This is a genomic window from Streptomyces fractus, assembly GCF_049844455.1.
GTDB classification, from domain to species: Bacteria; Actinomycetota; Actinomycetes; order Streptomycetales; family Streptomycetaceae; genus Streptomyces; species Streptomyces fractus.
Genome location: NZ_JBMYHI010000002.1, coordinates 2,193,955 through 2,218,828, shown reverse-complemented (window position 1 = coordinate 2,218,828; position 24,874 = coordinate 2,193,955). Strand labels below are relative to the sequence as shown.

At 72.4% G+C, this 24,874-nt stretch carries 27 protein-coding genes; 22 read left to right on the top strand and 5 right to left on the bottom strand.

Going from position 1 to position 24,874, the window contains the following annotated elements; translation table 11 throughout:
- The first annotated feature begins 91 nt into the window (after positions 1–91).
- The 7 genes from ACP4E5_RS11930 (at position 92) to ACP4E5_RS11900 (ending at position 8,305) form a co-directional block, all read left to right on the top strand.
- A complete protein-coding gene (locus ACP4E5_RS11930; RefSeq protein ID WP_425827783.1) occupies positions 92–925 on the top strand; it encodes a M55 family metallopeptidase in 834 nt (277 codons plus the stop codon).
- The gene (locus tag ACP4E5_RS11925) at positions 918–2,270 is read left to right on the top strand and encodes a M20/M25/M40 family metallo-hydrolase (protein ID WP_425827781.1); all 1,353 of its coding nucleotides are present in this window, start codon (positions 918–920) and stop codon (positions 2,268–2,270) included. The genes ACP4E5_RS11930 and ACP4E5_RS11925 overlap by 8 nt, the downstream gene beginning before the upstream one ends.
- A 54-nt stretch (positions 2,271–2,324) precedes the next feature.
- Positions 2,325–4,430 (top strand): prolyl oligopeptidase family serine peptidase, encoded by a 2,106-nt coding sequence (locus ACP4E5_RS11920; protein WP_425827779.1) that lies wholly within the window; start codon positions 2,325–2,327, stop codon positions 4,428–4,430.
- Positions 4,427–5,347 carry a S66 peptidase family protein gene (locus ACP4E5_RS11915; RefSeq protein ID WP_425827777.1) on the top strand — a complete coding sequence of 307 codons (921 nt, stop codon included), beginning with the start codon at positions 4,427–4,429 and terminating at the stop codon, positions 5,345–5,347. The genes ACP4E5_RS11920 and ACP4E5_RS11915 overlap by 4 nt, the downstream gene beginning before the upstream one ends.
- A 173-nt stretch (positions 5,348–5,520) precedes the next feature.
- Positions 5,521–7,308: a CocE/NonD family hydrolase gene (locus ACP4E5_RS11910; RefSeq protein ID WP_425827775.1), complete on the top strand. Its 1,788-nt coding sequence runs from the start codon at positions 5,521–5,523 to the stop codon at positions 7,306–7,308.
- 122 nt (positions 7,309–7,430) lie between these two features.
- Positions 7,431–7,673, top strand: coding sequence for a LapA family protein (locus ACP4E5_RS11905; RefSeq protein ID WP_425827773.1), 243 nt, complete (start codon positions 7,431–7,433; stop codon positions 7,671–7,673).
- Positions 7,674–7,738: 65 nt separating this feature from the next.
- Positions 7,739–8,305, top strand: coding sequence for a GNAT family N-acetyltransferase (locus ACP4E5_RS11900; protein WP_425827771.1), 567 nt, complete (start codon positions 7,739–7,741; stop codon positions 8,303–8,305).
- Here the strand turns inward: ACP4E5_RS11900 and ACP4E5_RS11895 are convergent.
- The gene (locus ACP4E5_RS11895) at positions 8,283–8,624 is read right to left on the bottom strand and encodes a DUF6204 family protein (RefSeq protein ID WP_425827769.1); all 342 of its coding nucleotides are present in this window, start codon (positions 8,622–8,624) and stop codon (positions 8,283–8,285) included. The two genes, ACP4E5_RS11900 and ACP4E5_RS11895, sit on opposite strands and share 23 nt — an antisense overlap.
- Positions 8,625–8,859: 235 nt before the next feature.
- Between ACP4E5_RS11895 and ACP4E5_RS11890 the strand changes: the two genes are divergently transcribed.
- A complete protein-coding gene (locus tag ACP4E5_RS11890) occupies positions 8,860–10,836 on the top strand; it encodes a DUF5107 domain-containing protein (protein WP_425827767.1) in 1,977 nt (658 codons plus the stop codon).
- A gap of 32 nt (positions 10,837–10,868) precedes the next feature.
- Here the strand turns inward: ACP4E5_RS11890 and ACP4E5_RS11885 are convergent, their stop codons facing one another.
- The 4 genes from ACP4E5_RS11885 to ACP4E5_RS11870 all read right to left on the bottom strand — a co-directional run bounded on the left by ACP4E5_RS11885 (position 10,869) and on the right by ACP4E5_RS11870 (position 14,827).
- On the bottom strand, positions 10,869–12,164 hold the full coding sequence (locus tag ACP4E5_RS11885; RefSeq protein WP_425827765.1) for an amidohydrolase: 1,296 nt from the start codon (positions 12,162–12,164) through the stop codon (positions 10,869–10,871).
- Positions 12,165–12,282: 118 nt separating this feature from the next.
- Positions 12,283–13,572 (bottom strand): amidohydrolase family protein, encoded by a 1,290-nt coding sequence (locus tag ACP4E5_RS11880; RefSeq protein ID WP_425827763.1) that lies wholly within the window; start codon positions 13,570–13,572, stop codon positions 12,283–12,285.
- Between the two features lie 123 nt (positions 13,573–13,695).
- The gene (locus ACP4E5_RS11875; protein ID WP_425827761.1) at positions 13,696–14,397 is read right to left on the bottom strand and encodes a GntR family transcriptional regulator; all 702 of its coding nucleotides are present in this window, start codon (positions 14,395–14,397) and stop codon (positions 13,696–13,698) included.
- Between the two features lie 55 nt (positions 14,398–14,452).
- A complete protein-coding gene (locus tag ACP4E5_RS11870) occupies positions 14,453–14,827 on the bottom strand; it encodes a VOC family protein (protein ID WP_425827759.1) in 375 nt (124 codons plus the stop codon).
- Between the two features lie 116 nt (positions 14,828–14,943).
- On the opposite strand from ACP4E5_RS11870, the gene ACP4E5_RS11865 reads away from it, so the two are divergent.
- The 14 genes from ACP4E5_RS11865 (at position 14,944) to ACP4E5_RS11800 (ending at position 24,860) form a co-directional block, all read left to right on the top strand.
- Complete coding sequence (locus tag ACP4E5_RS11865; protein WP_425827757.1) at positions 14,944–15,300, top strand: phage holin family protein; 357 nt, start codon at positions 14,944–14,946, stop codon at positions 15,298–15,300.
- 5 nt (positions 15,301–15,305) lie between these two features.
- Positions 15,306–16,703, top strand: a complete 1,398-nt coding sequence (locus ACP4E5_RS11860) for an NAD(P)/FAD-dependent oxidoreductase (RefSeq protein ID WP_425827755.1) — start codon at positions 15,306–15,308, stop codon at positions 16,701–16,703.
- Positions 16,700–18,571, top strand: coding sequence for a transketolase (locus ACP4E5_RS11855; protein WP_425827753.1), 1,872 nt, complete (start codon positions 16,700–16,702; stop codon positions 18,569–18,571). The genes ACP4E5_RS11860 and ACP4E5_RS11855 overlap by 4 nt, the downstream gene beginning before the upstream one ends.
- A 158-nt stretch (positions 18,572–18,729) precedes the next feature.
- Complete coding sequence (gene ligD, locus ACP4E5_RS11850) at positions 18,730–19,617, top strand: non-homologous end-joining DNA ligase (RefSeq protein ID WP_425827751.1); 888 nt, start codon at positions 18,730–18,732, stop codon at positions 19,615–19,617.
- A gap of 44 nt (positions 19,618–19,661) precedes the next feature.
- On the top strand, positions 19,662–20,012 hold the full coding sequence (locus ACP4E5_RS11845; protein ID WP_425827749.1) for a gas vesicle protein GvpO: 351 nt from the start codon (positions 19,662–19,664) through the stop codon (positions 20,010–20,012).
- Positions 20,013–20,092: 80 nt separating this feature from the next.
- Complete coding sequence (locus tag ACP4E5_RS11840) at positions 20,093–20,527, top strand: gas vesicle structural protein GvpA (RefSeq protein ID WP_425827747.1); 435 nt, start codon at positions 20,093–20,095, stop codon at positions 20,525–20,527.
- Positions 20,524–21,276: a GvpL/GvpF family gas vesicle protein gene (locus tag ACP4E5_RS11835; protein WP_425827745.1), complete on the top strand. Its 753-nt coding sequence runs from the start codon at positions 20,524–20,526 to the stop codon at positions 21,274–21,276. The genes ACP4E5_RS11840 and ACP4E5_RS11835 overlap by 4 nt, the downstream gene beginning before the upstream one ends.
- Before the next feature lie 4 nt (positions 21,277–21,280).
- Positions 21,281–21,505, top strand: coding sequence for a gas vesicle protein GvpG (locus tag ACP4E5_RS11830; RefSeq protein ID WP_425827743.1), 225 nt, complete (start codon positions 21,281–21,283; stop codon positions 21,503–21,505).
- Positions 21,502–22,143 carry a DNA primase gene (locus ACP4E5_RS11825; RefSeq protein WP_425827741.1) on the top strand — a complete coding sequence of 214 codons (642 nt, stop codon included), beginning with the start codon at positions 21,502–21,504 and terminating at the stop codon, positions 22,141–22,143. Before ACP4E5_RS11830 ends, ACP4E5_RS11825 begins: the two co-directional genes overlap by 4 nt.
- Positions 22,136–23,230, top strand: coding sequence for an SRPBCC family protein (locus ACP4E5_RS11820; protein WP_425827739.1), 1,095 nt, complete (start codon positions 22,136–22,138; stop codon positions 23,228–23,230). The genes ACP4E5_RS11825 and ACP4E5_RS11820 overlap by 8 nt, the downstream gene beginning before the upstream one ends.
- Positions 23,227–23,568: a gas vesicle protein gene (locus ACP4E5_RS11815; protein WP_425827737.1), complete on the top strand. Its 342-nt coding sequence runs from the start codon at positions 23,227–23,229 to the stop codon at positions 23,566–23,568. The genes ACP4E5_RS11820 and ACP4E5_RS11815 overlap by 4 nt, the downstream gene beginning before the upstream one ends.
- Positions 23,565–24,392, top strand: coding sequence for a GvpL/GvpF family gas vesicle protein (locus ACP4E5_RS11810; protein WP_425827735.1), 828 nt, complete (start codon positions 23,565–23,567; stop codon positions 24,390–24,392). The genes ACP4E5_RS11815 and ACP4E5_RS11810 overlap by 4 nt, the downstream gene beginning before the upstream one ends.
- Positions 24,389–24,586: a gas vesicle protein gene (locus ACP4E5_RS11805; protein WP_351342291.1), complete on the top strand. Its 198-nt coding sequence runs from the start codon at positions 24,389–24,391 to the stop codon at positions 24,584–24,586. Before ACP4E5_RS11810 ends, ACP4E5_RS11805 begins: the two co-directional genes overlap by 4 nt.
- Entirely contained in the window at positions 24,579–24,860 is a 282-nt protein-coding gene (locus ACP4E5_RS11800) for a gas vesicle protein K (RefSeq protein ID WP_425827733.1), read from the top strand. Before ACP4E5_RS11805 ends, ACP4E5_RS11800 begins: the two co-directional genes overlap by 8 nt.
- Positions 24,861–24,874 lie beyond the last annotated feature (14 nt).

The following is a 24,874-nucleotide window of genomic DNA, read 5'->3' as shown; positions in this document are numbered from 1 at the left end:
CTCCTCTCAACGGGTGGGAAATTGGTATACACCACTGGGAGTTATCCACAGGCCTGGTGCGCCCCGGCAGGATCCGCGTACGGTTCTGGCCATGAAGATCCTCATCAGCGCCGACATGGAGGGGGCCACGGGCGTGACGTGGCCCGCGGACGTCCTCCCCGGCACACCGCAGTGGGAGCGCTGCCGTTCCCTGTTCACGTCGGATGTGAACGCGGCGGCGCTCGGCTTCTTCGACGGCGGCGCCGACGAGGTGCTGATCAACGAGGCGCACTGGACCATGCGCAATCTGCTGCTCGAACAGCTCGACGAGCGGGTGCAGATGCTCACAGGGCGCCACAAGTCGCTGTCCATGGTGGAGGGCGTCCAGCACGGCGACGTCGACGCCATCGCGTTCATCGGCTACCACGCGGGCGCCGGCATGGAGGGTGTGCTCGCGCACACCTACCTGGCGAACCAGATCACGGGCGTCTGGGTCAACGACGTACGGGCGAGCGAGGGCCTGCTGAACGCGCATGTGGTCGCCGAGTACGGGGTGCCCGTCGTCCTCGTCACCGGCGACGACCACGCGTGCGACGACGCGCTCGGGTACGCGCCCGAGGCCCGCAAGGTCGCGGTCAAGGACCACGTCTCCCGGTACGCGGCCGTGTGCCGCACCCCCGCGCGGACCGCCGCCGACATCCGGGCCGCCGCCAAGGACGCCGCGTCCATCGCGGTGCGCCACGAGCCGGTGCAGGGGGGCCCGTTCACGATCCAGGTGGAGTTCGACGCCGAGCACCTCGCGATGGCCTCGACCGTCGTGCCGGGCGTGCGCCGGGTCGGCGAGCGCAGGATCGCGTACACCCACGAGACCATGTACGAGGGCATCCGCACCTTCAAGGCGGTCACCACGATCGCCTCGGCCGCGGTGGAGGAACAGTATGGCTGAGCAGGCCCACAGCGCGGCATCCCTCGGGACCGTGGACCAGCAGGCGCTCGACGAGGTCGTCGCGTTCACCTCCGAGCTGATCCGCATCGACACCACGAACCGCGGCGGGGGCGACTGCCAGGAGCGGCCCGCCGCCGAGTACGCGGCGGAGAAGCTGTCCGAGGCCGGCCTGAAGCCGACGATCCTGGAGCGCACCGCGGGCCGCGGCAATGTCGTCGCCCGCATCGAGGGCACCGACCCCACGGCCGAGGCCCTGCTCGTCCACGGCCACCTGGACGTCGTGCCCGCCGAGGCGGCCGACTGGAGCGTCGACCCGTTCTCCGGCGAGGTGCGCGACGGCGTCGTGTGGGGCCGCGGCGCCATCGACATGAAGAACATGGACGCGATGATCCTGGCGACCGTACGCCAGTGGGCCCGCGTCGGGTTCCGGCCCCGGCGCGACATCGTCATCGCCTTCACCGCCGACGAGGAGGCCAGCGCGGAGGACGGCTCCGGCTTCCTCGCCGACCAGCACCCCGACCTCTTCGAAGGCTGTACCGAAGGCATCAGCGAGTCCGGCGCCTTCACCTTCCACGACGGCAGCGGCAAGCAGCTCTACCCGATCGCGGCGGGCGAGCGCGGCACCGGCTGGCTGAAGCTCACCGCGCGCGGCAAGGCGGGCCACGGCTCCAAGGTCAACAAGGCGAACGCGGTCGGCAGGCTCGCCGCCGCCGTCGCCCGTATCGACGAGCACGAGTGGCCGGTGCGGCTCACGCCGACAGTGCGCGCCGCACTGACCGAGATGGCCGCGCTGTACGGCATCCGGGCCGACGTCGACGCACCGGACTTTGACGTCGACGCGCTGCTCCAGGTGCTCGGCCCGGCCGCCGCCCTCGTCGAACCGACCGTCCGCAACAGCGCCAACCCGACGATGCTGTCCGCCGGATACAAGATCAACGTGATTCCGGGGGAGGCCACGGCGTACGTCGACGGGCGCTATCTGCCGGGCGGCGAGGACGAGTTCAGGGCCACCCTCGACCGGCTCACCGGGCCCGACGTCGACTGGGAGTACCACCACCGCGAGGTCGCGCTCCAGGCGCCGGTCGACGGGCCGGCGTACGCGAAGATGCGCGCGGCCGTCGAGGAGTTCGCCCCCGAGGGCCACGTCGTCCCGTACTGCATGTCGGGCGGCACGGACGCCAAGCAGTTCTCCCGGCTCGGCATCACCGGATACGGCTTCGCCCCGCTCAAGCTGCCCGAGGGCTTCGACTACCAGGCGCTGTTCCACGGCGTGGACGAGCGGGTTCCGGTGGAGGCGCTGCACTTCGGAGTACGGGTGCTCGACAGATTCCTGCGCACGGCCTGAGCCGCCCGCACACGTATCGGTGGAAATACCCGCAAGGACACGGACTAGGAAAAGATGGCGGACGCGAAGAACATGGGGGTCACCGGACAAATGCGGGGCGGGGACGACATGCTGCACACGCGAGAGTACGGATCCTGGCCGTCGCCGATCGACGCCGAACTGGCGGCGGCGCACGACGGGCAGCCCGAGTACGTCGGCTTCGTCGGCGCCGAGGCCTGGTGGACCGAACCCCGGCCCACCGAAGCGGGCCGCCGCGCCCTGGTGCGCCGCCTCGCCGACGGCACGGAGCGGTCGGTGCTGCCCCCGCCGTGGAACGTGCGCAGCCGCGTCATCGAGTACGGCGGCCGCCCCTGGGCCGGGGCCGAGCGCCCCGACAACCCCCGCGGCCCCCTGGTCGTCTTCGTGAACTTCGCCGACCAGCGCCTGTACGCGTACGAACCCGACGCCCCCGGCGCCGAGCCGCCGCGCCCGCTCACCCCCGTCTCGGACATCGGCGGCGGGCTGCGCTGGGTCGACCCGCAACTGCACGTCGAGCGCGGGGAAGTGTGGTGCGTCCTGGAGGAGTTCACCGGCGAGCACCCCGGCGATCTGCGGCGCCTGGTCGCGGCCGTACCGCTGGACGGTTCGGCGGCCGAGGACCGGGCCGCGGTGCGCGAACTCTCCGACGACGCCCACCGGTTCGTTACGACCGCCCGGCTCTCGCCCGACGGGCGGCGCGCCGCGTGGATCGCCTGGGACCACCCGCGGATGCCGTGGGACGGCACGGAACTGCTGCTCGCGGAGGTCGCCGACGACGGCGCCTTCGGCCCGGCGCGTACCGTCGCGGGCGGCGTCGAGGAGTCCGTCTGCCAGGTCGAGTGGGCGCCCGACGGCGGACTGCTGTTCTCCAGCGACCGCAGCGGCTGGTGGAACCTGTACCGGCTCGACGTGCGGTCGGCGCCCGCGCCGGGCGGGCCGCAGGGCCCCGGAGCCCTGCCGGGCCTGCTCACCAGGGAACGGCCGCTGTGCGCCCGCGACGAGGAGTTCGGCGGGCCGATGTGGAAGCTCGGCCTGAGCTGGTTCAAGCCGCTGGAGGCCGGACTGATCGCCGTCGTGCACGGCGTCGGCGCCACCGCGCTCGGCATCCTCGACCCGGAGACCGGCGAGGTCGTCGACACGGCAGGCCCCTGGACCGCGTGGTCGTCCACACTCGCCGTGCACGGCAGCCGCGTCGTCGGCGTCGCCGCGAGCCCGCGCACCGCGCCCGAGGTCGTCGAGCTCGACACCGGCACCGGGCACACGCGCGTGATCGGCGCCGCGCACGACGACCCGGTCGACCCCGCGTACTACCCGGAACCGCAGATCCGCACCTTCGAAGGACCCGACGGGCGGGACGTCCACGCCCACATCTACCCGCCGCACAGCCCCACCCACGTGGCCACCGACGGCGAGCTCCCGCCGTACGTCGTGTGGGCGCACGGCGGCCCCACAGGACACGCCCCCCTCGTACTCGACCTGGAGATCGCCTACTTCACGTCGCGCGGCATCGGCGTCGCCGAGGTCAACTACGGCGGCTCGACCGGATACGGGCGGGAGTACCGCGATCGGCTGCGCGAGCAGTGGGGCGTGGTCGACGTCGAGGACTGCGCGGCCGTCGCGCTCGCCCTCGCCGAGGAGGGCACCGCCGACCGCGAGCGGCTCGCCATCCGCGGCGGCAGCGCCGGAGGCTGGACCAGCGCGGCATCCCTGACCAGCACGGACGTCTACGCCTGCGGCACGATCATCTATCCCATCCTCGACCTCACCGGCTGGGCCGAGGGGGAGACCCACGACTTCGAGTCGCAGTACCTGGAGTCGCTCGTCGGCCCGCTCGCCGACGTGCCCGCGCGCTACGCGGAGCGCTCACCGGCCGAGCACGCCGACCGCCTCACCGCGCCGTTCCTGCTCCTCCAGGGCCTCGACGACGTGATCTGCCCGCCCGTCCAGTGCGAGCGGTTCCTGGAGCGGGTGGAGAGCGAGGGGCGTCGGGTGCCGCACGCGTACATCGCCTTCGAGGGGGAGGGCCACGGATTCCGCCGGGCGGACACGATGGTGCGCGCCCTGGAGGCCGAACTCTCCCTGTACGCCCAGGTGTTCGGGCTCCATCCGAGCGGCGTCCCCACCCTTGAGCTGACCAAGTGAGGCCACTGCGCCGGCCGCGGCGGCTGGCTCCCGGCGCGCGGGTCGCCGTCGTCGCACCCAGCGGCCCGGTCCCCGAGGAGGCGCTCCAGACCGGGCTCGACATCCTGCGCGGCTGGGACCTGGAACCGGTCGTGGCGCCCCATGTCCTCGACGTCCACGGGGAGTTCGACTACCTGGCGGGCGCGGACGCCGACCGCGCCGCCGACCTCCAGCGGGCCTGGTGCGACCCGGGCGTGGACGCCGTCCTCTGCGCACGCGGCGGCTACGGTGCGCAGCGGATGGTCGACCTCATCGACTGGGACGCGATGCGCGCGGCGCCGCCCAAGGTGTTCGTCGGCTACAGCGACATCACCGCCCTGCACGAGGCGTTCGCGCTGCGGCTCGGGGTGAGCACGCTGCACGGGCCCATGGTCGCCACGGCCGACTTCCTCAAGAACACGCGGGCCCAGGAACATCTGCGGGCGACGCTGTTCGAGCCCGAGTCGGTGCGGGCGATCTCCGCGGTGGGTGGCGGTGGGGCCCTGGTGCCCGGCACCGCGCGCGGTGTCACCGTGGGCGGCTGCCTGTCGCTGCTCGCGGCGGACCTCGGCGCGGCGGGGGCGCGGGCCTCGGCGCAGGGTGGGCTGCTGTGCCTGGAGGACGTGGGCGAGGAGGCGTACCGCATCGACCGCTATCTGACCCAACTCCTGCGCGGGGGCCTACTGGACGGGGTGACCGGAATCCTGCTCGGCTCCTGGGCGGACTGCGAGCCGCTGCGCGGGCTGTTCGTGGACCTGTTGGGCGGGCTGGGGGTTCCGGTGGCGGAGAACTTCGGCTTCGGCCACTGCGAGGGGGCGCTGACGCTGCCGCTGGGGGCGGCGGCCGAACTGGACGCCGGTGCGGGGACGTTGACGCTGGACGCACCCGCGCTGAGCTGACCCGCGGCCGGCGCCACATATCAAGCCCCGCCGGCGATTGAGGCGCGGGGTCCGGGGCGGAGCCCCGTGGCGTGGGACGAAGATTCACCCAGCACGGTCCTTGCCCCCTGATGACACGTGCCACACGATGGCTCCGCGCCTACCGTTACCCGCCGGTAAGGCAACCGCACACCGTGGAGGTCGCCGTGCTCAGATCCCGCACCACGCTCGCCGCCGCCCTGTCCGTGATCGCCGCCGCCACTCTGGCCGCACCCGCCTACGCCGACACCGACGCCCCCCAAGTCACGGTCACGCCCCTCAAGGTCACCGTCCGCACAGCGGAGCGCACCTGCACCGTCGACGCCGACCTCTACCGCCCCGCCGGCGTCGACGCCGCGCACCCCGCCCCCGCCGTGCTGACCACGAACGGCTTCGGCGGCAGCAAGGCGGACGGCTCCACCGACGCGAGCGCCAAGGCCTTCGCCCAGCGCGGCTACGTCGCGCTCGCCTACTCGGGCCTCGGTTTCGGCAAGTCCGGCTGCCTCGTCTCGCTCGACGACCCGCGCATCGACGGCAAGGCCGCCTCCGCCCTCGTCGACCTCCTCGCCGGCACCCGCGCCGCCGACGACGGCACGAAGATCGACTACGTGTCCGCCGACAAGAAGGGCGACCCGCGCGTCGGCATGATCGGCGGCTCGTACGGCGGCGCCATCCAGCTGGCCACGGCCGCAGTCGACCACCGCGTCGACGCGCTCGTACCGCTGATCACCTGGAACGACCTCGCGTACTCCCTCGACCCGCAGAACGCGCGGGACCCCGAGGCGGCCGACGTCCCCGGCGCCTTCAAATGGCAGTGGACGAACGGGTTCTACCTCATCGGCGAGGGCCAGCCGCTGCTCTCCCCGTCCCTCGACCCGTCCCGGATCAACAAGCTGAGCTGCCTGCACTTCGTCGACGACGCCTGCGCCACGATCCGCACGCTCAACTCCGGCCGCTACCCGGCCGCCGAGACCAAGCGGCTCCTCGCCTACGCCCGCAGCGTGTCCCCGGTGTCGTATCTGAAGCAGGTGAAGGCGCCGACGCTGCTCGTGCAGGGACAGGCCGACACGCTGTTCAACCTGAACGAGGCCCGCTCGACGTACGACACCCTCACCGCCCAGGGCACCCCCGCCAAGATGATCTGGCAGTCCTGGGGCCACAGCGGCGGCCTCACGGACCCGGCAGCCGGTGAACTCAACCTCTCCGAGGGGAACTTGGAGACCAGCTACGTCGGGCGGCGCGTGCTCTCCTGGTTCGACCGGTATCTGCACAAGAAGGACGGCACCGACACCGGGCCCGCGTTCGCCTACTACCGCGACTGGATCACCGACCCGAACGGCACGTACGCGACCGGTCCGGGCGTCCCCGCGCTCAACCGCACGCTGTACCTCTCGGGCGACGGGAAGCTCGTCGACAAGCGCAAGAAGGTGGCGCGCGGCAGCCGCGAGTACCGCAACCGGCTCGTCCCGACCAGCCACTCCGAGTCCTCGCTCGCCGGCCTCATCGGCCTGCCCGACCCCGCCCCGTACGACACCAAGGGCACCTATCTCGACTGGACCACCGAACCGCTGACCGCCACCACCGACGTCGTCGGTGCCCCGAAGGCGACGCTCAAGGTGATCTCGCCGAAGACGGAGCGCGTGCAGAACTCCGGGGACGCGGCCGACAAGCTGGTGCTCTTCGCGAAGCTGTACGACGTGGCGCCCGACGGCTCGAAGACACTGGTGCACCGGCTCGTCGCCCCGGTCCGCGTGCCCGACGTCACCCGCCCCTTCACGGTCTCCCTCCCCGGCATCGTGCACCGCTACGAGAAGGGCCACCGGATGCGGTTCGTGATCGCCGCGAGCGACGACGCGTACGGCGGCAACAAGGGGATCAAGCCGGTGACCGTCACCAGCTCCCCGGACGACACCGGAACGCTACAGCTCCCCGTCGTGCCCTAGCCGACCCCGGGGCCATCACCCGTACGGGCCCCTGACCTGTGCGTTCTCGCCGTCTCCCCGGACATCCTTGGCACAGGGGAGGCGGCGACCGGCCTCCGGGGGAACGACGGAAGGGTCCACCGATGAGCCCCAAGGGCGGTTCGAGCTCCTCGAAGAGCGGCGGCTCCGGCGCGTTCACCCCGGCCAGGATCGGCGTGCTCGTCCTGGCCGTCCTCGGCCTGGTCTTCATCTTCGAGAACACCCGGCACGTGAAGATCCGGCTGCTGATCCCCGAGGTCACCGTGCCGCTGTACCTGGCCCTGCTGATCACGGCGGTCATCGGCGCGATCTGCGGGGGCTACTTCGTGTCGCGCAGACGCAAGTGACCACCAGGAACGGTGATCACCGGACCCGGCGACGGGGCGGGTCGACCGCTTCCTAAGCTGGCCCGATGACGGACTCTCCCGGCGCCCGCGTGGGCCTGCGCCCCTACTCCCTCGACGAAGCCGACGTCGCCGAGTTCACGGCACGCGCGCGCGAGAGCGTCGAGCTGCACCGCCCCTGGCTGTTCCCGCCGACCGGCGCCACGGCCTACACGGAGTACGCGGGACGGCTCATCGAGGATCCGACCCGGCACGGTTTCCTCGTGTACGAGCGGGACGGCGGGGCGAGCGGGTCCCTCGCCGGGTTCATCAACATCAACAACGTGGTGCTCGGCGCCTTCCGCTGCGGCGCCCTCGGTTACGGCGCCTTCGCGCACGCGGCCGGGCGCGGACTGATGTCCGAGGCGCTCGACCTCGTCGTCCGGGAGGCGTTCGGCCCGCTCGGGCTGCACCGTCTGGAGATCAATGTGCAGCCCGGCAACACGGCGTCGATCGCGCTAGCCCGCCGGGCCGGTTTCCGCCTCGAAGGCTTCTCGCCGGACTTCCTCTTCATCGACGGCGCCTGGCGCGACCACGAGCGCTGGGCGCTCACGGCCGAGATGGCGGCACAGGTCAGCGACGCGACTTCCGGTTGATCTTCATGGTGTCCATGTCGGTCACCGTCGAACGCAGCTCCCCGTGCCCGTAGCCGCGCTCCTCCAGGTACGCCTCCGCCTTCTCCTCGGCGAGCGCCCCCGCCATCTCCTCGCCGTCGTCCGGGTCGGACTCGACGACGTAGCGCATGGAGAAGTGCTTGAGCGTGCGGTCGTACGCGAGCGAGCCCTCCGGGCCGAACTTCATGCCGGCGATGCCCTCGTGCTCCGCGACCTCGGCGAGCAGCCGCTGCCGCGCCGTGTCGGTGAGGTCCTCGAACGTGGCGCGGACGATGACTCGGTAGGTGTGGCTCTCGGCCATGGTGGTGCGGTCTCCTCGGGCGTACGTGCTGCCTGCCGGCCTGTCGCGGCGGTGGGCTCAGAGCGCCAGCGTACGTCGGTGCGGGCGGGACGCCCATGGAATATCGGGGCGCCCGGTGGCGGCTCCCGACCGGTTTTGCGCAATCGTGGGCGGAAGGGGACCTGGTCAGCGCACGCGGGAGCATGTTCCATGGTCGTCGGGGGCGGGGCGCGTCCCCTGGCGACGGGAGGCACACGTGACCGAGATCCGCCGTGCGGTACTGACCCTGCCGGGCGTGCCCCTGGGCCCGGACAATCCGCTGCCGCCGCTGCGGCCACTCGACGAGACGCACGAGGTCGACGAGCGCGCCAAGGACGACATGCCGCTCGACATGGCCCGGCAGGTCGGCTACCGGCCGCTGCGCAGCGTGCTGCCCGAGCGGATCCGTGACGGGTACGGGCGCGACCGGCAGCCGGTCGACCTCGACACGATCGTCATCGAGAACGACCGGCTGCGGGCGACGGTGCTGCCGGGCCTCGGCGGCCGCGTCGCATCCCTGTTCCACAAGCCGACCGGGCGCGAACTCCTCTACCGCAACCCGGTGTTCCAGCCCGCCGACTTCGCGCTCAACGGCGCCTGGTTCTCCGGCGGCATCGAGTGGAACATCGGCGCGACCGGCCACACCGCCCTGTCCTGCGCACCGTTGCACGCCGCGCGCGTGCCCGCCCCCGACGGCGGGGACATGCTGCGCCTGTGGGAGTGGGAGCGGCTGCGCGACCTGCCCTTCCAGGTCGACCTGTGGCTGCCCGACGGCTCCGACTTCCTGTACGTCGGGGTACGGATCCGCAATCCGCACGAGAAGCCCGCGCCCACCTACTGGTGGTCCAACATCGCGGTCCCCGAGGAGCACCGGGTGCTCGCTCCGGCCGACGAGGCCTGGTACTTCGCGTACGAGCGGACGCTGAGCCGGGTGCCCGTGCCGGAGCACGGGGGAGCCGACCGCACCTATCCACTCAACAGCGAGTTCCCCGCCGACTACTTCTACGAGGTCGAGGACGGGCGACGCCGCTGGATCGCGGCACTCGACGACGCCGGACACGGACTCGTACAGACGTCGACCGACCTGCTGCGCGGCAGGAAGCTGTTCGTGTGGGGTGCGGGGTCGGGCGGCCGGCGCTGGCAGGAGTGGCTGACCGAGCCCGGCACGGGCGGCTATTCGGAGATCCAGGCCGGGCTCGCGCGCACGCAGTTGGAGCACGTACGCCTGGAAGCGGACGGGGAGTTCAGCTGGCTTGAGGCGTACGGGCCGCTGTCGGCGGACGCCGAAACCGTGCACGCGACCGGGAGTTGGGGACGCGCGGTCGGCGAGGTGGAGCGGCGCCTCGAGGACGCGCTCCCGCGCGCCGACGTCGACGCCGCGTACGAGGCGTGGCGGGCCTGCGCCGACACGGAACCGGTGGAGCGGCTCGCGGTCGGCTCCGGGTGGGGCGCGCTCGAAGTGCTGCGCGCGGGCTGGAAGTTGCCCGGTACCCCCTTCGACGAGTCGACGCTCGGTGAGGCGCAGGCGCCGTGGCGCGAGCTGCTCGACTCGGGCGCCTTCCCCGAGCGGCGCCGGGTCGGCCCGCCCGGTCCCACGCTCGTCGCCCCGCCCTGGCGGGACATGCTGGAGACGGCGCCCGCCCGGCCGCAGACCGAGTATCACCTCGGCATCGCGCAGTGGCACGCGGGCGACCGGGCGCAGGCCGTACGCAGTTGGGAGCGCGGCCTCGAACTGGCGCCCTCGCTCTGGCCGTTCCTGCGCTGTCTCGCCGTGGCCGACGCGGCGGACGGCAACACGGAGCGCGCCGCCGACCGTTACACCGAGGCCTTCGACGACCTGTGCGCGGAGCGCCGCGACGACGGCGAGCCGTGGCGCGCGGCGTGCGCGGCCCTCGGCCGGGAGGCGATCGGGGCGCTGCTCGCGGCGGGCCGGGTGGTGGCGGCCCGGGGTGTGTGGGACCGCCTGCACCCGGCCACGCGGGAGCGCGGACGCTACCGCTTGATCGAGGCCGAACTGCTGTGTGCGGAGGGCGACTTGGCAGCGGCGCGCACCATCTTCGACGCCGGGTTCGAGGTGGCGGATCTGCGGGAGGGCGCGGAGACGCTCGGCGAGGTGTGGGCGAAGGCGGCGGGCCCGGACGAGCCGCTCCCGCCGCGCTACGACTTCCGCATGCGCCCGTCCGGCGACGTGTAACTGGCTACGCGCGGCTACGGGTCACGGGGTGGCTAGACCAACTCCCCGTTGCGCGCCACCACGTGACCCGCATGCACGACCACGTCCCGCTGCGGCATGTCCACCACCACCTGCGGGACGCCCTCGCCGCGCATCAGCACGAAGTCCGCCGGGTCGCCCGCCTTGAACTCCACGCGAGGCAGCCCCATGACGTCGGCGCCGCCGTGCGTCCCCGCCGTGTAGCACGCGGTCAGTTCATCGTCGAGGCGGATGTCCGTGACCCAGCCGAGGAGGTGCGCGCGGTGCAGCATGTCCGCGTTGCCGAACGGGCTCCACGAGTCGCGCACCCCGTCCGAACCGAGCCCGACCCGCACACCGTGCTCCTTCAGCCTGCCGATGGGCAGGACCAGCTCCGCGCTCGGCGCGACCGTCGTCAGGGCGATGTCCTGATCGGCCAAATCCCGTGCCATGGTGTCGAGTTCGGCATCGCTCAGCAGCGGCAGACAGAACACGTGACTCACCGTCACCTTGCCCCGCAGCGACAGCGCCTTCGTGCGCTCGATGATGCCGCGCAGCACCTTCGTGCCCTTCTCGTCGCGATCGTGGAGGTGGATGTCCACTCCGACGCCGTAGCGGTCCGCGAGGTCGAAGACCAGGTCGAGCTGCTCGTCCATGGCCTGGTCGAAGCTGATCGGATCGATGCCGCCGATCATGTCGACGAGCCCGCCGCGCGCGGCGTCCCGCAGCAGCTCCGCGGTGCCCGGCGTGCGCACCACGCCGTGCTGCGGGAACGCCACGATCTGCACGTCGAGCGCGTCGGCGAGCCGGTCCCGCGCCTGCGCCACCCCCTCGACCCCGGCCAGACCGTACGCGGGCGCCACGTCGGCGTGCGCCCGCATCGCACGGGTGCCGCGGGTCACCGCGTGTGCCATCAGGCCGTACGCCCGCTCGCCGACCGGACGGGACTGCGTACGGAACACCTCGACGTCCTGGTCGCAGTAGTCCGCGATGCCGTCCGCCGGCTTGCGCGAGATCCAGTCGCTGCCCCAGGTCGTCTTGTCGGGGTGGATGTGCGCGTCCACGAGCGACGGGAGGGCGATCCGGCCGCCGCCGTCGACGATCCTCGCGCCGGCGGGCGCGGGGCCGTCCATGAACCGGCCGTCGACCACGGTCAGGTCCACGGACTCCCGCGCGCCGAAGGGGCGGACGTCGCGGAACACCACGGCTCTACCGGGACGCCGGCGCTCCGCGGTCTGCGCCTGCGCCTGCGTCGCCGACGCTCCGAGGGCCGCGCCGCCGAGCGAGGCCGCACCCGCGAGGACGCCGCGCCGGGACAGGGGAGGAGTCATGCCGTTCTCCTTCGGTCGAGAGGGAAATACGAGGGGGAGAGTGACGAAGGTGATGAAGGTGACGAAGGTGGAGAAGGCGGCGAGGATGGCTCAGTGCGGTGGCCGCGTGCGCCGTGCCTCAGGCCGCCGCCACCGCGATGCCCGAACGCACCACGCCCACCGGCTGCTTGAGGACCGACACGTCGGCCAGCGGGTCGCCGTCGACCAGCAGCACGTCACCCGCGCTGCCGCGCGTGAGGCGGCCCGCCGTGCCGTCGAGGCCCAGCAGGTGCGCGGCGCCCGTCGTCGCCGTGCGGATCGCGTCGAGCGCCGGGAGGCCCGCCGACACCATCAACTCGACCTCGCGGCCGATCGGTTCGATCTCGCCGCCGGACGAGTCCGTGCCCGCCGCGAGCGGCACACCCAGCTCGTACGCGGCACGGACCGCCTTCTTCAGCGCGGGCAGGTACGTGCGGCCGCGCTCGGCGAGTACCGGGTCGTCGGAGTCGGCGAGGCCCGCGATCGCGGTGAGAGTGGGCGTGAAGTACGTTCCCCTGCGCCGCATTTCGTGCAGCGTGCGCTCGCCGACGAACGCGCCGTGCTCCAGGGAGCGGATGCCCGCCCGCACCGCGTCGTCGCAGCCCTTCTCGCTGTAGCTGTGGCACAGCACGCCCTTGCCGCCGCGCTTGGCGGCCGCCACGACCTCGGACAGCTGCTCGTAGGAGTAGACCTGCGCGAGCGGGTCCTGCTCGGGCAGGCCCGCGCGCTCGTTGACGCGCGTCTTGATGACGTCGGCGCCGCGCTGGAGGTTCACCTCGACGACGCGGCGCAGCGCCTCGGCCGAGCGCACCCCGTCCTTGAGGCGGGCGAGCGCGGTGAGGTCCGGGTCACCGAGGATGGTGTCGCCGAGGTCGGGCGTGACGAAGATGCCGGCGGCCTTCAGGCGGGGTGCGAGTTCGGGGGCCTGGCGGGCCAACTCCCGTACGGCGATGTCCTGGTAGAAGTTCGTGGAGCCGCTGCGCGCGCTGGTGGCGCCCTTGCGGACGGCGTCGCGCGCCTCGGCCGCGGTGTTGAGGTGGATGTGCGCCTCGACGAGTCCCGGCAGCACCCACCGGCCGTGCGCGTCGAGGCGCTTCGCGTCCTCGGGCACGTCGACGCGGCCACGCGCGCCGGCCGCGCGGACCACGCCGTCGCGGATCACGACGACCGCGTCCTCGGTCACCTCGCCCGTCGCCGGGTCGAGCAGGGTGCCGCCGTCGACGACCAGGTCACCGGCGCGGGGCGCGGCGGCCGGGCGGCGGGGTGCGGCGGATACCGCGGACGTGCCGGAGCCGAGGGCGGTCGCGGTGCCCGCGAGCACGGCGGACGCGGCGAGGACGCCGCGGCGGGTCAGTCGGCTGGACGGCGGCTCGGCGGGCTCGACGCACATGAGGGCTCCTTGGGGGCAGGAAGGGCTGGCCCGCCTTTTTGTATACCAAGGTGGAACGCACGACAAGAACGGTCGCCCGTACTCTGCCGTTCTAGGCGGTAATGCCCGGGCGGGTGGGGCTGGTCACTCGCCCTCGGTATACAAGGCGGCGTCGCCGAACAGGGACCTCAGCGCGACCGTCCGGCTGTCCCTGACGTGCAGCAGGGTGCTGGCCACCGCCAACTCCTCGTCGCCCGCCGCGATGTGCCGGTAGATGTCCGCGTGCTGCGCCCGCATGTGCGCCGGCTCCTCGCGCATCCCGAACAGCAGCTGCAACTGCCAGCTCAGCTGCTCCATCGTGCGGGCGAGCAGCGGGTTTCCGCCGAGCGCCACGATCTCCTCGTGGAACTGGGTGTGCGCGGCCACCTCGTGCGTGCCCTCGTCCGCGGCGGCCGCCAGCTCGGCACGGTCGAGGCATGCGCGCAACGCCGCCAGGGAGGGCGGGTCCTGCGCCGTGAGCGCCCGCGCCGCGAGCCGCGAGGCCTGCACGGCGAGCGGCTCCCACACCTCGTACAGATGCCGCACATCGGTGCGCTCCAGGCGGCGCACCCGCACGCCACTGCGCGGCAGCAGCTCAAGCAGGCCCTCCGCGACGAGCGCGCGCAGCGCCTCCCGCACCGGGACCCGGGACATCCGCAGCTCCTCGGCGACCTCCCGCTCCACGAGCCGCGCGCCCATCGGGTAGCGGCGGTCCACGATGCGCTGCCGCACCGCCTCCCGCGCCTGCGCGCTCAGGGACGCCTTCGCCCGGTGCCCTTCGTCCGACCCCGCCGTGCTGCCCGCCACGTGCACCGTCCTTCGCCCGTCGTGCTCCGGGCGAGGATACGTGCCGCGCCGCCGGTCAGGCCTGTGCGGCGGGTTCCTCGGGCTGTGCCTGACGGTCCACGTACTCGAAGACCGAACCGTCCGGGTGCATCGCGATCAGGTTGCGGCCCGCCGGGGTCGGCACCGGGCCCGCGATGACCTTGGCGCCGGAGGCGGCGAGGAGCATGCCGGCCTCCTCGACGTCGGCGACCGCGATCGTCGCCGCGACCTTGCGCAGCACGTCGATCTCCGCCTTGGGGCCGCTCATCAGGAGGAAGCAGCCGACCGCCGCCACCGAGACCCCGCCGCGCTCGAACCGCAGCGCCGCGCTGCCCGTGAGGTTCTCGTAGAAGGTGACCGAGGACTCCAGGTCCTCGACGCAGACGCGCAGCGTGGTTCCCAGGATTTCCATGGGGAGGAGCCTAGTCGGAGGGGCCGGGAGCGCGTGATCGTTTCACGGAAGAAGCGCGACGCGGGCGGGCGCTACGGCCGTCGTTACTCGCCGCGGGGCACGGGTACCCGGCGCGCATGGAACGCATGGGCGAACACATCAACGAGCAGCTGACCGACGAGCTGGCCGGACGGGTCACGCACGCCGTGCGCGAGACGCTCCGCGAGGAGTTCACCGCGACCGTGCGGGCGCAGCGCCGCAGGGCCGCCCTGTACGCGGGAGCCGGCGCCGCCGCGCTCTACGCGGGGGCGGCCGCGGCGCTCGCGCTCGGTCTCGTCCTGGCCCTCGGCATACCGGACTGGGGCGCCGCCCTGGTCGTCGCCGTGGTGCTCGCCGTCGCGGCCTACGTGCTGCGGGGCGCCGCCCGGCCTGGACGGCCCCCGGCGCCCACCGCGCCGCCGATGCCGACCGCGCCGCCGACGCCCGGAGCGTGAACGCCGTGAGCCGATCCCGAGTCGTCGTCGTCGGTGCCGGATTCGCCGGATACCGGGCCGCCCGCATGCTGACGCGGGTGGCCCGCGACACCGTCGACGTCACCCTGCTCAATCCCACCGACTACTTTCTGTACCTTCCCCTGTTGCCGCAGGTGGCCGCGGGTACGCTCGAACCGCGGCGGGTCACCGTGTCGCTTTCGGGGACGCTGCCGCACGCGCGGCTCGTGCTCGGCGAGGCCGACGGCGTGGACCTCGACGAGCGGGTCGTCTCCTACACCGACCCCGAGGGCGGGCGCGGCACCCTGCAGTACGACCGCCTCGTCCTGGCCGTCGGCAGCGTGAACAAGCTGCTGCCGGTGCCGGGCGTCGCCGAGCACGCGCACGGCTTCCGCGGCATGCCCGAGGCGCTGTACCTGCGCGACCACGTGACGCGGCAGATCGAGCTCGCCGCGGCCTCGGAGACCCCCGAGGAGTGCCGTGCCCGCCGCACCTTCGTCGTGGTCGGCGCCGGCTACACCGGCACCGAAGTCGCCGCGCAGGGGCAGCTGTTGACCGACGCTCTGATGAAGAAGCAGCCGCCGCGCCACGGCGTCCGCCCGCGCTGGATGCTGCTCGACGTCGCGCCGCGCGTCCTCCCGGAACTCGATCAGCACCTCTCGCGGACCGCCGACAGCGTGCTGCGCCGGCGCGGCGTCGAGATACGGACGGGGACCTCCGTGAAGGAGGCCACCAAGGACGGTGTCCTGCTGGACGACGGCGAGTTCGTCGACACCCGTACGCTCGTGTGGTGTGTCGGCGTCCGCCCCGATCCGCTCGTCGCCGAACTCGGGCGGCCCCTCGAACGCGGGCGGCTGCTCGTCGACCCGTATCTGAACGTGCCGGGGCACCCCGAGGTGTTCGCGTGCGGCGACGCGGCCGCCGTGCCCGACCTGGAGAAACCGGGCGAGTACACGCCGATGACCGCGCAGCACGCCTGGCGGCAGGGGCGCGTCGCGGGCCTGAACGTCGCCGCGTCGCTCGGCAAGGGCGAGCGCCGCGACTACCGGCACAAGGACCTCGGCTTCACCGTCGACCTCGGTGGCGTGCAGGCCGCCGCGAACCCACTCGGTGTCCCACTGTCCGGCCCCCTCGCGGGCACCGTCACCCGCGGCTACCACCTGGCCGCGATGCCCGGGAACCGGGTGCGGGTCGCCGCCGACTGGCTCCTCGACGCCGTACTGCCGCGCCAGGCCGTCCAGTTGGGCCTCGTCCGCTCCTGGTCGGTGCCGCTCGACACGGCGTCACCGGAACTGGCCCGCGTACCCGACGACAGCCGCGAAAGGCAGCGCGACGGGGGACACGACAAGCAGCAGTCCGACCAGGCCCACCAGCCCCACCAGTCCGACCAGGGAGGTGTCTCGTGACCACCACCGCGACCACCACATACACCGACGCCGAACTCCGCGCCCTCGGACAGCAGTTGAGGGTCGACTCGGTCCGCGCGGCCGACGCCGCCGGCTCCGGGCACCCCACCTCCTCGATGTCCGCGGCCGACCTGATGGCCGTCCTCCTCGGTCGCCACTTCCGCTACGACTTCGACCGCCCCGCCCACCCCGGCAACGACCGCTTCGTCCTCTCCAAGGGCCACGCCTCGCCGCTCCTCTACGCCGCGTACAAGGCGGTCGGCGCGATCAACGACGCCGAGCTGCTCACTTTCCGCAGGCTCGGCAGCCGGCTGGAGGGCCATCCGACTCCGCGGAGCCTGCCCTGGGTCGAGACGGCCACCGGCTCGCTCGGTCAGGGGCTCCCGGTCGCGGCCGGCATCGCCTGGTCCGGCAAGCGGCTCGACCGGGTCGGCTACCAGGTGTACGTCCTGTGCGGCGACAGCGAGATGGCGGAGGGCTCGGTGTGGGAGGCAGCCGAGTACGCCGGGCACGAGCAGCTCGACAACCTCACCGCGATCGTCGACGTCAACCGGCTCGGCCAGCGCGGCCCCACCCGGCACGGCCACGACCTCGACGCCTACGCCCGCCGCTTCAAGGCCTTCGACTGGCACACCATCGTCATCGACGGGCACGACGTGGCGGAGATCGACCGCGCGTACGCGGAGGCCGCGTCGACCGTCGGCCGGCCCACGGCGATCCTCGCCCGCACCCTCAAGGGCAAGGGTGTCGAGGCGGTGGAGGACCGCGAGGGCGCGCACGGGAAGCCGCTGCCCGACGCCGCCGCGGCCATCGAGGAACTCGGCGGCGACCGGGGCGTACGTGTCTCGGTGCAGGCGCCGCCCGCCGCGCGCATCCTGCACGCGGTGCGCGGCGGGCGCCTCGACCTGCCCCGCTTCGACGTCGGCGACGAGGTCGCCACCCGCGACGCCTACGGCCAGGCGCTCACCGCCCTCGGCGCCGCGCGCGGCGACGTCGTCGCGCTCGACGGCGAGGTCGGCGACTCCACGCGTACGGAGATGTTCGCGAAGGAACACCCCGAGCGGTACGCCGAGTGCTACATCGCGGAACAGCAACTCGTCGCGAGCAGCGTGGGGTTGAGCGCCCGGGGGTGGCTGCCGTACGCGGGCACCTTCGCGGCGTTCCTGACCCGCGCCCACGACTTCATCCGCATGGCGTCCATCAGCGGGGCGGACATCAACCTCGTCGGCTCGCACGCGGGTGTCGCGATCGGGCAGGACGGCCCGTCGCAGATGGGCCTGGAGGACCTGGCGATGTTCCGCGCCATCCACGACACCACCGTCCTCTACCCCTGTGACGCCAACCAGACCGCCCGACTCGTCGCGCACATGGCCGACTTGAACGGCATCCGCTATCTGCGCACCTCGCGCGGGGCGTCGCCGGTGATCTACCCGCCGCACGAGGACTTCCCGGTCGGCGGCAGCAAGGTGCTGCGCTCCGGGGACGGCGACCGGGTGACGATCGTCGCGGCGGGTGTCACGGTCCACGAGGCGCTGAAGGCGGCGGACGAGCTGGCCGCGGCGGGCATCCCGGTCCGTGTGATCGACCTGTACTCGGTGAAGCCGGTCGACCGCCGTACCCTGCGGGCCGCCGCGCGGGCGACCAGGTGCCTGCTGACGGTGGAGGACCACCGGGAGCAGGGCGGCATCGGGGACGCCGTGGCCGAGGTCTTCTCCGACGCGGAACCGGCTCCGCGGCTGGTCCGACTGGGGGTTCGCGGTGCGCCGGGGTCCGCGACTCCCGAGGAGCAGTTGGCCGGGGCGGGTATCGACGCGGCCGGGATCGTGGCGGCGGTCGGCTTGCTGGTCGAGCACGCGGTGACGTCGTGACGGCCTCGGGGCTCCGCCCCGGACCCCGCTGCTCAATCGCCGCAGGGGCTTGATGTGGGCACTCCATTCAAGCCCCGCCGGCGATTGAGGCGCGGGGTCCGGGGCGGAGCCCCGAGGCCGTGACGCCGGTGCCGCGCAACAGGTAAGGAGGCCCCCCGATGACGGACTCCCGCACCGTGAACGTCCGGCGCCCGGACAAGGTGCTGCTGCCGGACGGGATCACCAAGAACGACCTCGCCGACTACTACCGTGCCGCCGCCCCGTTCATGCTGCCGCACCTCCGCGGCCGCCCCCTGATGCTCGAACGCCACCCCGACGGCGTCGACGGCCCGCGGTTCATGCAGAAGGACACCCCGGACCACTACCCGGACTGGATCCACCGCGCCGAGGTGCCGAAGGAGGGCGGCACGGTCACGCACACCGTGTGCGACGACACGGCCACCCTGATCTTCCTCGTCGACCAGGCCGCCCTCACCCTGCACCGCTGGCTGTCGCGCGCCGACGACATCGACCACCCCGACCGGCTGGTCTTCGACCTCGACCCGTCCGGGGACGACTTCGAGACGGTGCGCGAGGCGGCCCGCCTGCTGCACGGAACGCTGGACGACCTGGGTCTGCCCAGCGCCCCGATGACCACGGGATCCCGCGGCGTCCACGTCGTCGTACCCCTCGACAGGAGTCAGGACTTCGACGAGGTACGGGACTTCGCGCGACAGGTCGCCGACGCGCTCGCCGACGAACACCCCGACACGCTCACCACGGCCCCGCGCAAGAAGGACCGCGGCGACCGCCTCTTCCTCGACGTGCTGCGCAACGGCTACGCCCAGACGGCCGTCGCGCCGTACTCGGTGCGGGCCAGGCCCGGCGCCCCCGTGGCGACACCCCTGACGTGGCGGCAGCTCGGCGCCCCCGCCGTGGGCGCCCGGCACTGGACCATCGAGAACGCGGTCGAGCAGGCCCGCACCGACCCGTGGGAGGGCCTGCTCACAAGGGGCCGCTCGCTCGGCCCGGCCTGGCGCAAACTCCGGTCCCTGCAAGGGAGTTGAGGTTTGTTCCCGGCGTCTGTGGAGACTCGGTGACCGAGGCTGCCATGACCAACACACACAAGACGCAAGCGTCGTCGGAGCGCGAGCCCGGCGACGACAAGACCACTGAGGCGGGCGGCGTACCGGGCCCGATGGAGGTGCTGCGCGACGCGCGCACCCAGCTGGCGGAGCTCACCGGTATGGCGGCCGAGACCGTGTCGTCCTTCGAACGCACGGAGGACGGCTGGGAGTTGGAGATCGAGGTTCTCGAACTGGCCCGGGTCCCCGACACCATGAGCCTGCTGGCGAGCTACCAGGTGAGCCTGGACCCGCACGGCGCGCTGACCGGCTACCGGCGCCTGCGCCGCTACGAGCGCGGGCGCTCCGAGCCGGCCCACAGGCAGGGCGGCCACTAGGCCGTCGCGCCCCGCCTCGAACCACGTACCGCACACAGACACCGCGTACGTACTACACACAGACAGGAGGACCTGCCTCCATGACCGTTGTCCCCGCACAGCAAGGCGGTGGCGGTGGCGGCACCAGCGGCCTGTACGACGTGCTCGAACTCGTCCTGGACCGCGGGCTCGTCATCGACGCGTTCGTCCGTGTCTCGCTGGTCGGCATCGAGATCCTGAAGATCGACGTCAGGGTCGTCGTCGCCAGTGTCGACACCTATCTCCGCTTCGCCGAGGCCTGCAACAGGCTCGACCTCGAAGCGGGCCCCAAGCGCAACCCCGGACTGCCCGACCTGGTCGGCGACATGACCGAGTCCGGCGCGCGCGGCAAGACCAAGGGCGCCCTCTCGGGCGCCGCGCAGACCGTGTCCGACGCCTTCAACCAGGCCCGCGAGGAGGGCCAGGCCGAGCCGAGGCGATCCGGTTCCGGCAGCCGCAGGTCCACCACGAGCCGCCGTAAGGAGGAGCAGGAGTGAGCAGCACGTACATCTACGCCATCGCGAGCTCCGAACACCCCTCCCTGCCCGAGGGCATGGGCGGCATCGGTGAGCCGGCGCGCGAGGTGCGCGTCGTCAAGAAGGGCTCCCTCGCGGCGCTCGTCAGCGAGGCCCCCGAAGGGCTGCGGCCCAAGCGCCGCGATCTGCTCGCCCACCAGAGCGTGCTCGCCGAGGCGGGCGCCGGGGGACCGGTGCTGCCGATGCGGTTCGGCTCCCTCGCCCCCGACGACGAGTCGGTCTCCGAGGTGCTCGCCGAGCGTGCGGACCACTACCAGGAACGGCTGCGGGAGCTCGACGGCAAGGTCGAGTACAACGTCAAGGCGCAGCACGACGAGGAAGCGGTGCTGCACCTGGTGATGGTCGACAACCCCGAGGTCCGCAACCTGACCGAGGCCAACAGGCAGGCGGGCGGCGGCACTTACGAGGACCGGCTGCGGCTCGGCGAGCTCGTCGTGTCCGCCGTGCAGGCCCGCGAGGCGGAGGACGCCGTCGAGCTCCAGCGCCTGCTGGAACCCGTGGCGTCCGCGGTGTCGACGGGGCCCGAGAGCACGGGTTGGCTGGCCAACGTCTCGTTCCTCGTCGACAAGAAGGCGGCCGAGCACTTCCTCGCCGCCGTCGAGGAGCTGCGCCGCAGCCACCCGCACCTCGACCTCACGGTCAACGGGCCGCTGCCCCCGTACAGCTTCGTCGAGCCGGGCCCCGCGGAGCCCGCGGCAGCGACGGACTGAGCCCATGGGCCTCATCTCGGAGCTGCTGTTGCTGCCGCTCGCTCCGGTACGCGGGTCCCTCTGGGCCGTGGAGCAGGTGCTCACCGAAGCAGAGCGGCAGTACTACGACCCGGCGGCCGTACGTGCCGAACTCGCTCGCCTGGAAGAGCAGTTGGTGTCCGGCGAGATCGACCAGGAGACGTTCGACCGCGTCGAGGACGAGCTCCTCGACCGTCTGGAGGGACCTTGAACCGAACAGCGCTCGGCCTCGCGATAGGGGCCGGATACGTCCTCGGACGTACGAAGAAGATGAAGCTGGCGATCGCCGTCGGCACGATGGTCGCGGGCAAGCGGCTGAACCTGAGCCCGCGTGCGCTCGCCGACATGGTGACCACGCAATTGCAGAACAACCCGCAGTTCAAGGAGGTCGGCGACCAGCTGCGCGAGGATCTGCGCGGCGTGGGCAAGGCGGCGTCCGGCGCGCTCGTCGAGCGCCAGATCGAGGGGCTCGCGGGGCGCCTGCACGACCGTACGCAGGGTGTCCGCGACCAGATCGAGGGCGTCGCCCCGGACGTGGACGACGTACGGGACGCGGGGGAGCGGGTCACCGGAGTCGCGACGGGCCGCGGCCGTGACCGCGGGAACGACGAGGAGGAGTACGAGGACGAGGACAACGCCGGCTACGAAGACGAGGCCGAGGCCGAGGAAGAGGAAGAGTCCGAGGAGGACCGCCGGCCCGCGGCGGCCAGGAGCGCGAAGCAGCAGGCCGCCAAGAAGGCGCCCGCGAAGAAGCGCACCGCGAGGCCGCAGGGACCGAAGAAGACCGCGGCGAAGAAGTCGACCGCCGCAAAGAAGACCGCCGCGAAGGGAGGCCGGAGCCGTGGCTGACCGTACGAGCGACGTGCTCGGCGGCCTCGCCAAGAGCGAGGCGGCCGACCATCTCAAGGCGGAACTCCAGGAGTACCTCGCCGCCCAGGCCCAGCGACTGCTCATCGGCACGGGTCGCAAGCTCGGCGAGACCACCGTGAAACTGAACGACATCGCCGAGGGCAACAGTCCCGGCTTCGCCAAGCTCGCGCTCGACGGCGGCCGCAAGCTCGCCGAGGGCAAGGGCCCGGTGCGCAGCGCGGTGGAGCTCGGTGCGAGCCACCTGAAGGACAACGTCGTGGGCGCCTTCAAGGGGCTCGCCGGGAAGGGCAAGGGCAAGCGCAAGGGCGGCGCGGGCAAGAAGCCCACCGTCATCATCGAGTACATCGATGTCGGCGTCGACGTGCGCACCGCCTACGACCAGTGGACGCAGTACCAGGACTTCAGCACCTTCGCGAAGGGCGTCAAGAACGCGAACCGCGCCGACGACGTCACCTCCGACTGGCAGCTCAAGGTCTTCTGGTCCAACCGGAGTTGGAAGGCGCACACCACCGACCAGCATCCGGACGAGCGGATCGCCTGGACCTCGGAGGGCGCCAAGGGCACCACGAAGGGCGCCGTCTCCTTCCACCCGCTGGGCGACCGGCTCACCCGGGTGCTGCTGCTCATCGAGTACTACCCGAAGGGTCTGTTCGAGAAGACCGGCAACATCTGGCGCGCGCAGGGCCGCAGGGCCCGACTCGACCTCAAGCACTTCGCGCGGTACGTGACGCTGCGCGGCGAGGCGCCCGAGGGGTGGCGCGGCGAGATCGAGGAGGGCGAGGTCGTGCGCTCCCACGAGGACGCGCTCGCCGAGGAGGAGCAGGAGCAGGAGGAGCAGGAACGCGAACTGGACAAGCCGTCCGACGCGTACGACTCCGAGGACGCCGAGGACTCCGAAGACCCCGAGGAGTACGAGGACGAGGCCGACGAGGTCGACGAGGAACCGGACGAGGAGGAGCCCGAGGCCGACTACGGCGACGAGTACGAGGACGAGGAGGACTCCGAGCCGGCGGACGACGAGCCCGCGCGGGAGCGGGAGCACGCGGGGAGCGGGGCCCGCCGATGACAACGGCGAGCCGCTTCCCCGAGCCCTACCGGGGTGACGGCGGGGCCAACCTCGCCGACATCCTGGAACGCGTCCTCGACAAGGGCATCGTCATCGCGGGCGACATCCGGATCAACCTGCTCGACATCGAACTGCTCACCATCAAACTGCGCCTGATCGTCGCCTCGATCGACAAGGCGAAGGAGATGGGCATCGACTGGTGGGAGGACGACCCGGCCCTCTCCTCGGGCGCCCGCCGCAAGGAACTCGCAAGGGAGAACGCCGAGTTGAAGCAGCGCATCGCCGAACTCGACGAACTCACCGAAGGCCGCACCGAAGAACGGAGGGGTTCGGCTTGACCACCGACGACGCGAGCGAACCGCGCGAGCTGCGCTACGTGTACGCCGTGTGCCACCCGCTCGGCGCCCCGCTCCAGGCCGAACTCACCGGCGTGGCGGGCGCCCCGCCCCGGCAGCTGGAGCACGAGGGGCTCGTCGCGGTCGTCGGCTCGGTGCCGGAGCGGGACTTCGCGGAGGCGCCGCTCCGCGCCCACCTGGAGGACCTGGACTGGCTCACCGAGACGGCCCGCGCCCACCAGAACGTGATCGCCGCGCTCACCACGGTCACCAGCCCGCTCCCGCTGCGCCTCGCCACGGTCTTCCGTGACGACAGCGGCGTACGCCAGATGATGGAGCAGGAGGAGCGGCGCTTTCGCGCTGGGCTCGACCGCCTCGAAGGGCGCGTGGAGTGGGGCGTGAAGGTGTACGTCGAGGAGCCCGAGGCCGAGGCGCCGGCCCCCGCGCCGGCCGCCTCCTCGGGCCGTGACTACCTGCGCCGCCGCCGCGCGGAGCGCACCGCACGCGACGACACGTGGCGGCGAGCCGAACGCTTCGCGCAGGAGCTGCACGACGAGCTGTCCCGGCACGCCGCGCACACGCGCATCCACCCGCCGCAGAACCCGGAACTCTCCCGCGTCAGCGGCCTGAACGTGCTCAACGCGGCGTATCTCGTGGAGCGTTCGGGCGCGGAGGAGTTCGTGGAGCTGGTCGACGCGACCAAGGACCGCGAGCCGGACCTCCGGGTCGAGCTGACCGGTCCGTGGGCCGGCTACTCGTTCTCGTCGGAGGAAGGGGACGGGGATGAAGGCAACGGGGAGGAAGCGAAAGAGGAGGGAGAGACGTGACGGTCGTCGAGCGGCGCGAGATCGCCCTGGTCGACCTCCTCGACCGGCTGCTCGCGGGTGGCGTCGTCCTCGCCGGGGACGTCACCCTGCGCATCGCCGATGTCGACCTGGTGCGCATCGACCTCAACGCCCTGATCAGCTCGGTGAACGAGCAAGTGCCCTCGCCCTGGCCGGAGGTGACGAACGGTGAGTGAACGACGTCGCATCGAACTCGAACCCGACACGGTCGAGCGCGACCTGATGAAGCTCGTCCTCACCCTCGTCGAGCTGCTGCGCCAGCTCATGGAGCGGCAGGCGATCCGCCGCTTCGACATCGGCGATCTGACGGAGGACCAGGAGGAGCGGGTCGGGCTGACCCTGATGCTCCTGGAGGACCGCATGGAGCAGTTGCGCGAGCGCTACGGGCTGCGGCCCGAGGACCTGAACATCGACCTCGGACCGCTGGGCCCGCTGCTGCCCCGAAGCTGAACCGCCGTGCGATC

Bases quoted from the DNA above. Each gene is read 5' to 3' on its own strand.
- ACP4E5_RS11830 (WP_425827743.1), top strand. From the start codon at position 21,281: ATGGGCCTCATCTCGGAGCTGCTGTTGCTGCCGCTCGCTCCGGTACGC.
- ACP4E5_RS11880 (WP_425827763.1), bottom strand. From the start codon at position 13,572: ATGTGCGTCGAGCCCGCCGAGCCGCCGTCCAGCCGACTGACCCGCCGC.
- ACP4E5_RS11900 (WP_425827771.1), top strand. From the start codon at position 7,739: ATGACGGACTCTCCCGGCGCCCGCGTGGGCCTGCGCCCCTACTCCCTC.
- ACP4E5_RS11895 (WP_425827769.1), bottom strand. From the start codon at position 8,624: ATGGCCGAGAGCCACACCTACCGAGTCATCGTCCGCGCCACGTTCGAG.
- ACP4E5_RS11920 (WP_425827779.1), top strand. From the start codon at position 2,325: ATGGCGGACGCGAAGAACATGGGGGTCACCGGACAAATGCGGGGCGGG.
- ACP4E5_RS11905 (WP_425827773.1), top strand. From the start codon at position 7,431: ATGAGCCCCAAGGGCGGTTCGAGCTCCTCGAAGAGCGGCGGCTCCGGC.
- ACP4E5_RS11925 (WP_425827781.1), top strand. From the start codon at position 918: ATGGCTGAGCAGGCCCACAGCGCGGCATCCCTCGGGACCGTGGACCAG.
- ACP4E5_RS11840 (WP_425827747.1), top strand. From the start codon at position 20,093: ATGACCGTTGTCCCCGCACAGCAAGGCGGTGGCGGTGGCGGCACCAGC.
- ACP4E5_RS11885 (WP_425827765.1), bottom strand. From the start codon at position 12,164: ATGACTCCTCCCCTGTCCCGGCGCGGCGTCCTCGCGGGTGCGGCCTCG.
- ACP4E5_RS11865 (WP_425827757.1), top strand. From the start codon at position 14,944: ATGGAACGCATGGGCGAACACATCAACGAGCAGCTGACCGACGAGCTG.
- ACP4E5_RS11870 (WP_425827759.1), bottom strand. From the start codon at position 14,827: ATGGAAATCCTGGGAACCACGCTGCGCGTCTGCGTCGAGGACCTGGAG.
- ACP4E5_RS11845 (WP_425827749.1), top strand. From the start codon at position 19,662: ATGACCAACACACACAAGACGCAAGCGTCGTCGGAGCGCGAGCCCGGC.
- ligD (WP_425827751.1), top strand. From the start codon at position 18,730: ATGACGGACTCCCGCACCGTGAACGTCCGGCGCCCGGACAAGGTGCTG.
- ACP4E5_RS11815 (WP_425827737.1), top strand. From the start codon at position 23,227: ATGACAACGGCGAGCCGCTTCCCCGAGCCCTACCGGGGTGACGGCGGG.
- ACP4E5_RS11930 (WP_425827783.1), top strand. From the start codon at position 92: ATGAAGATCCTCATCAGCGCCGACATGGAGGGGGCCACGGGCGTGACG.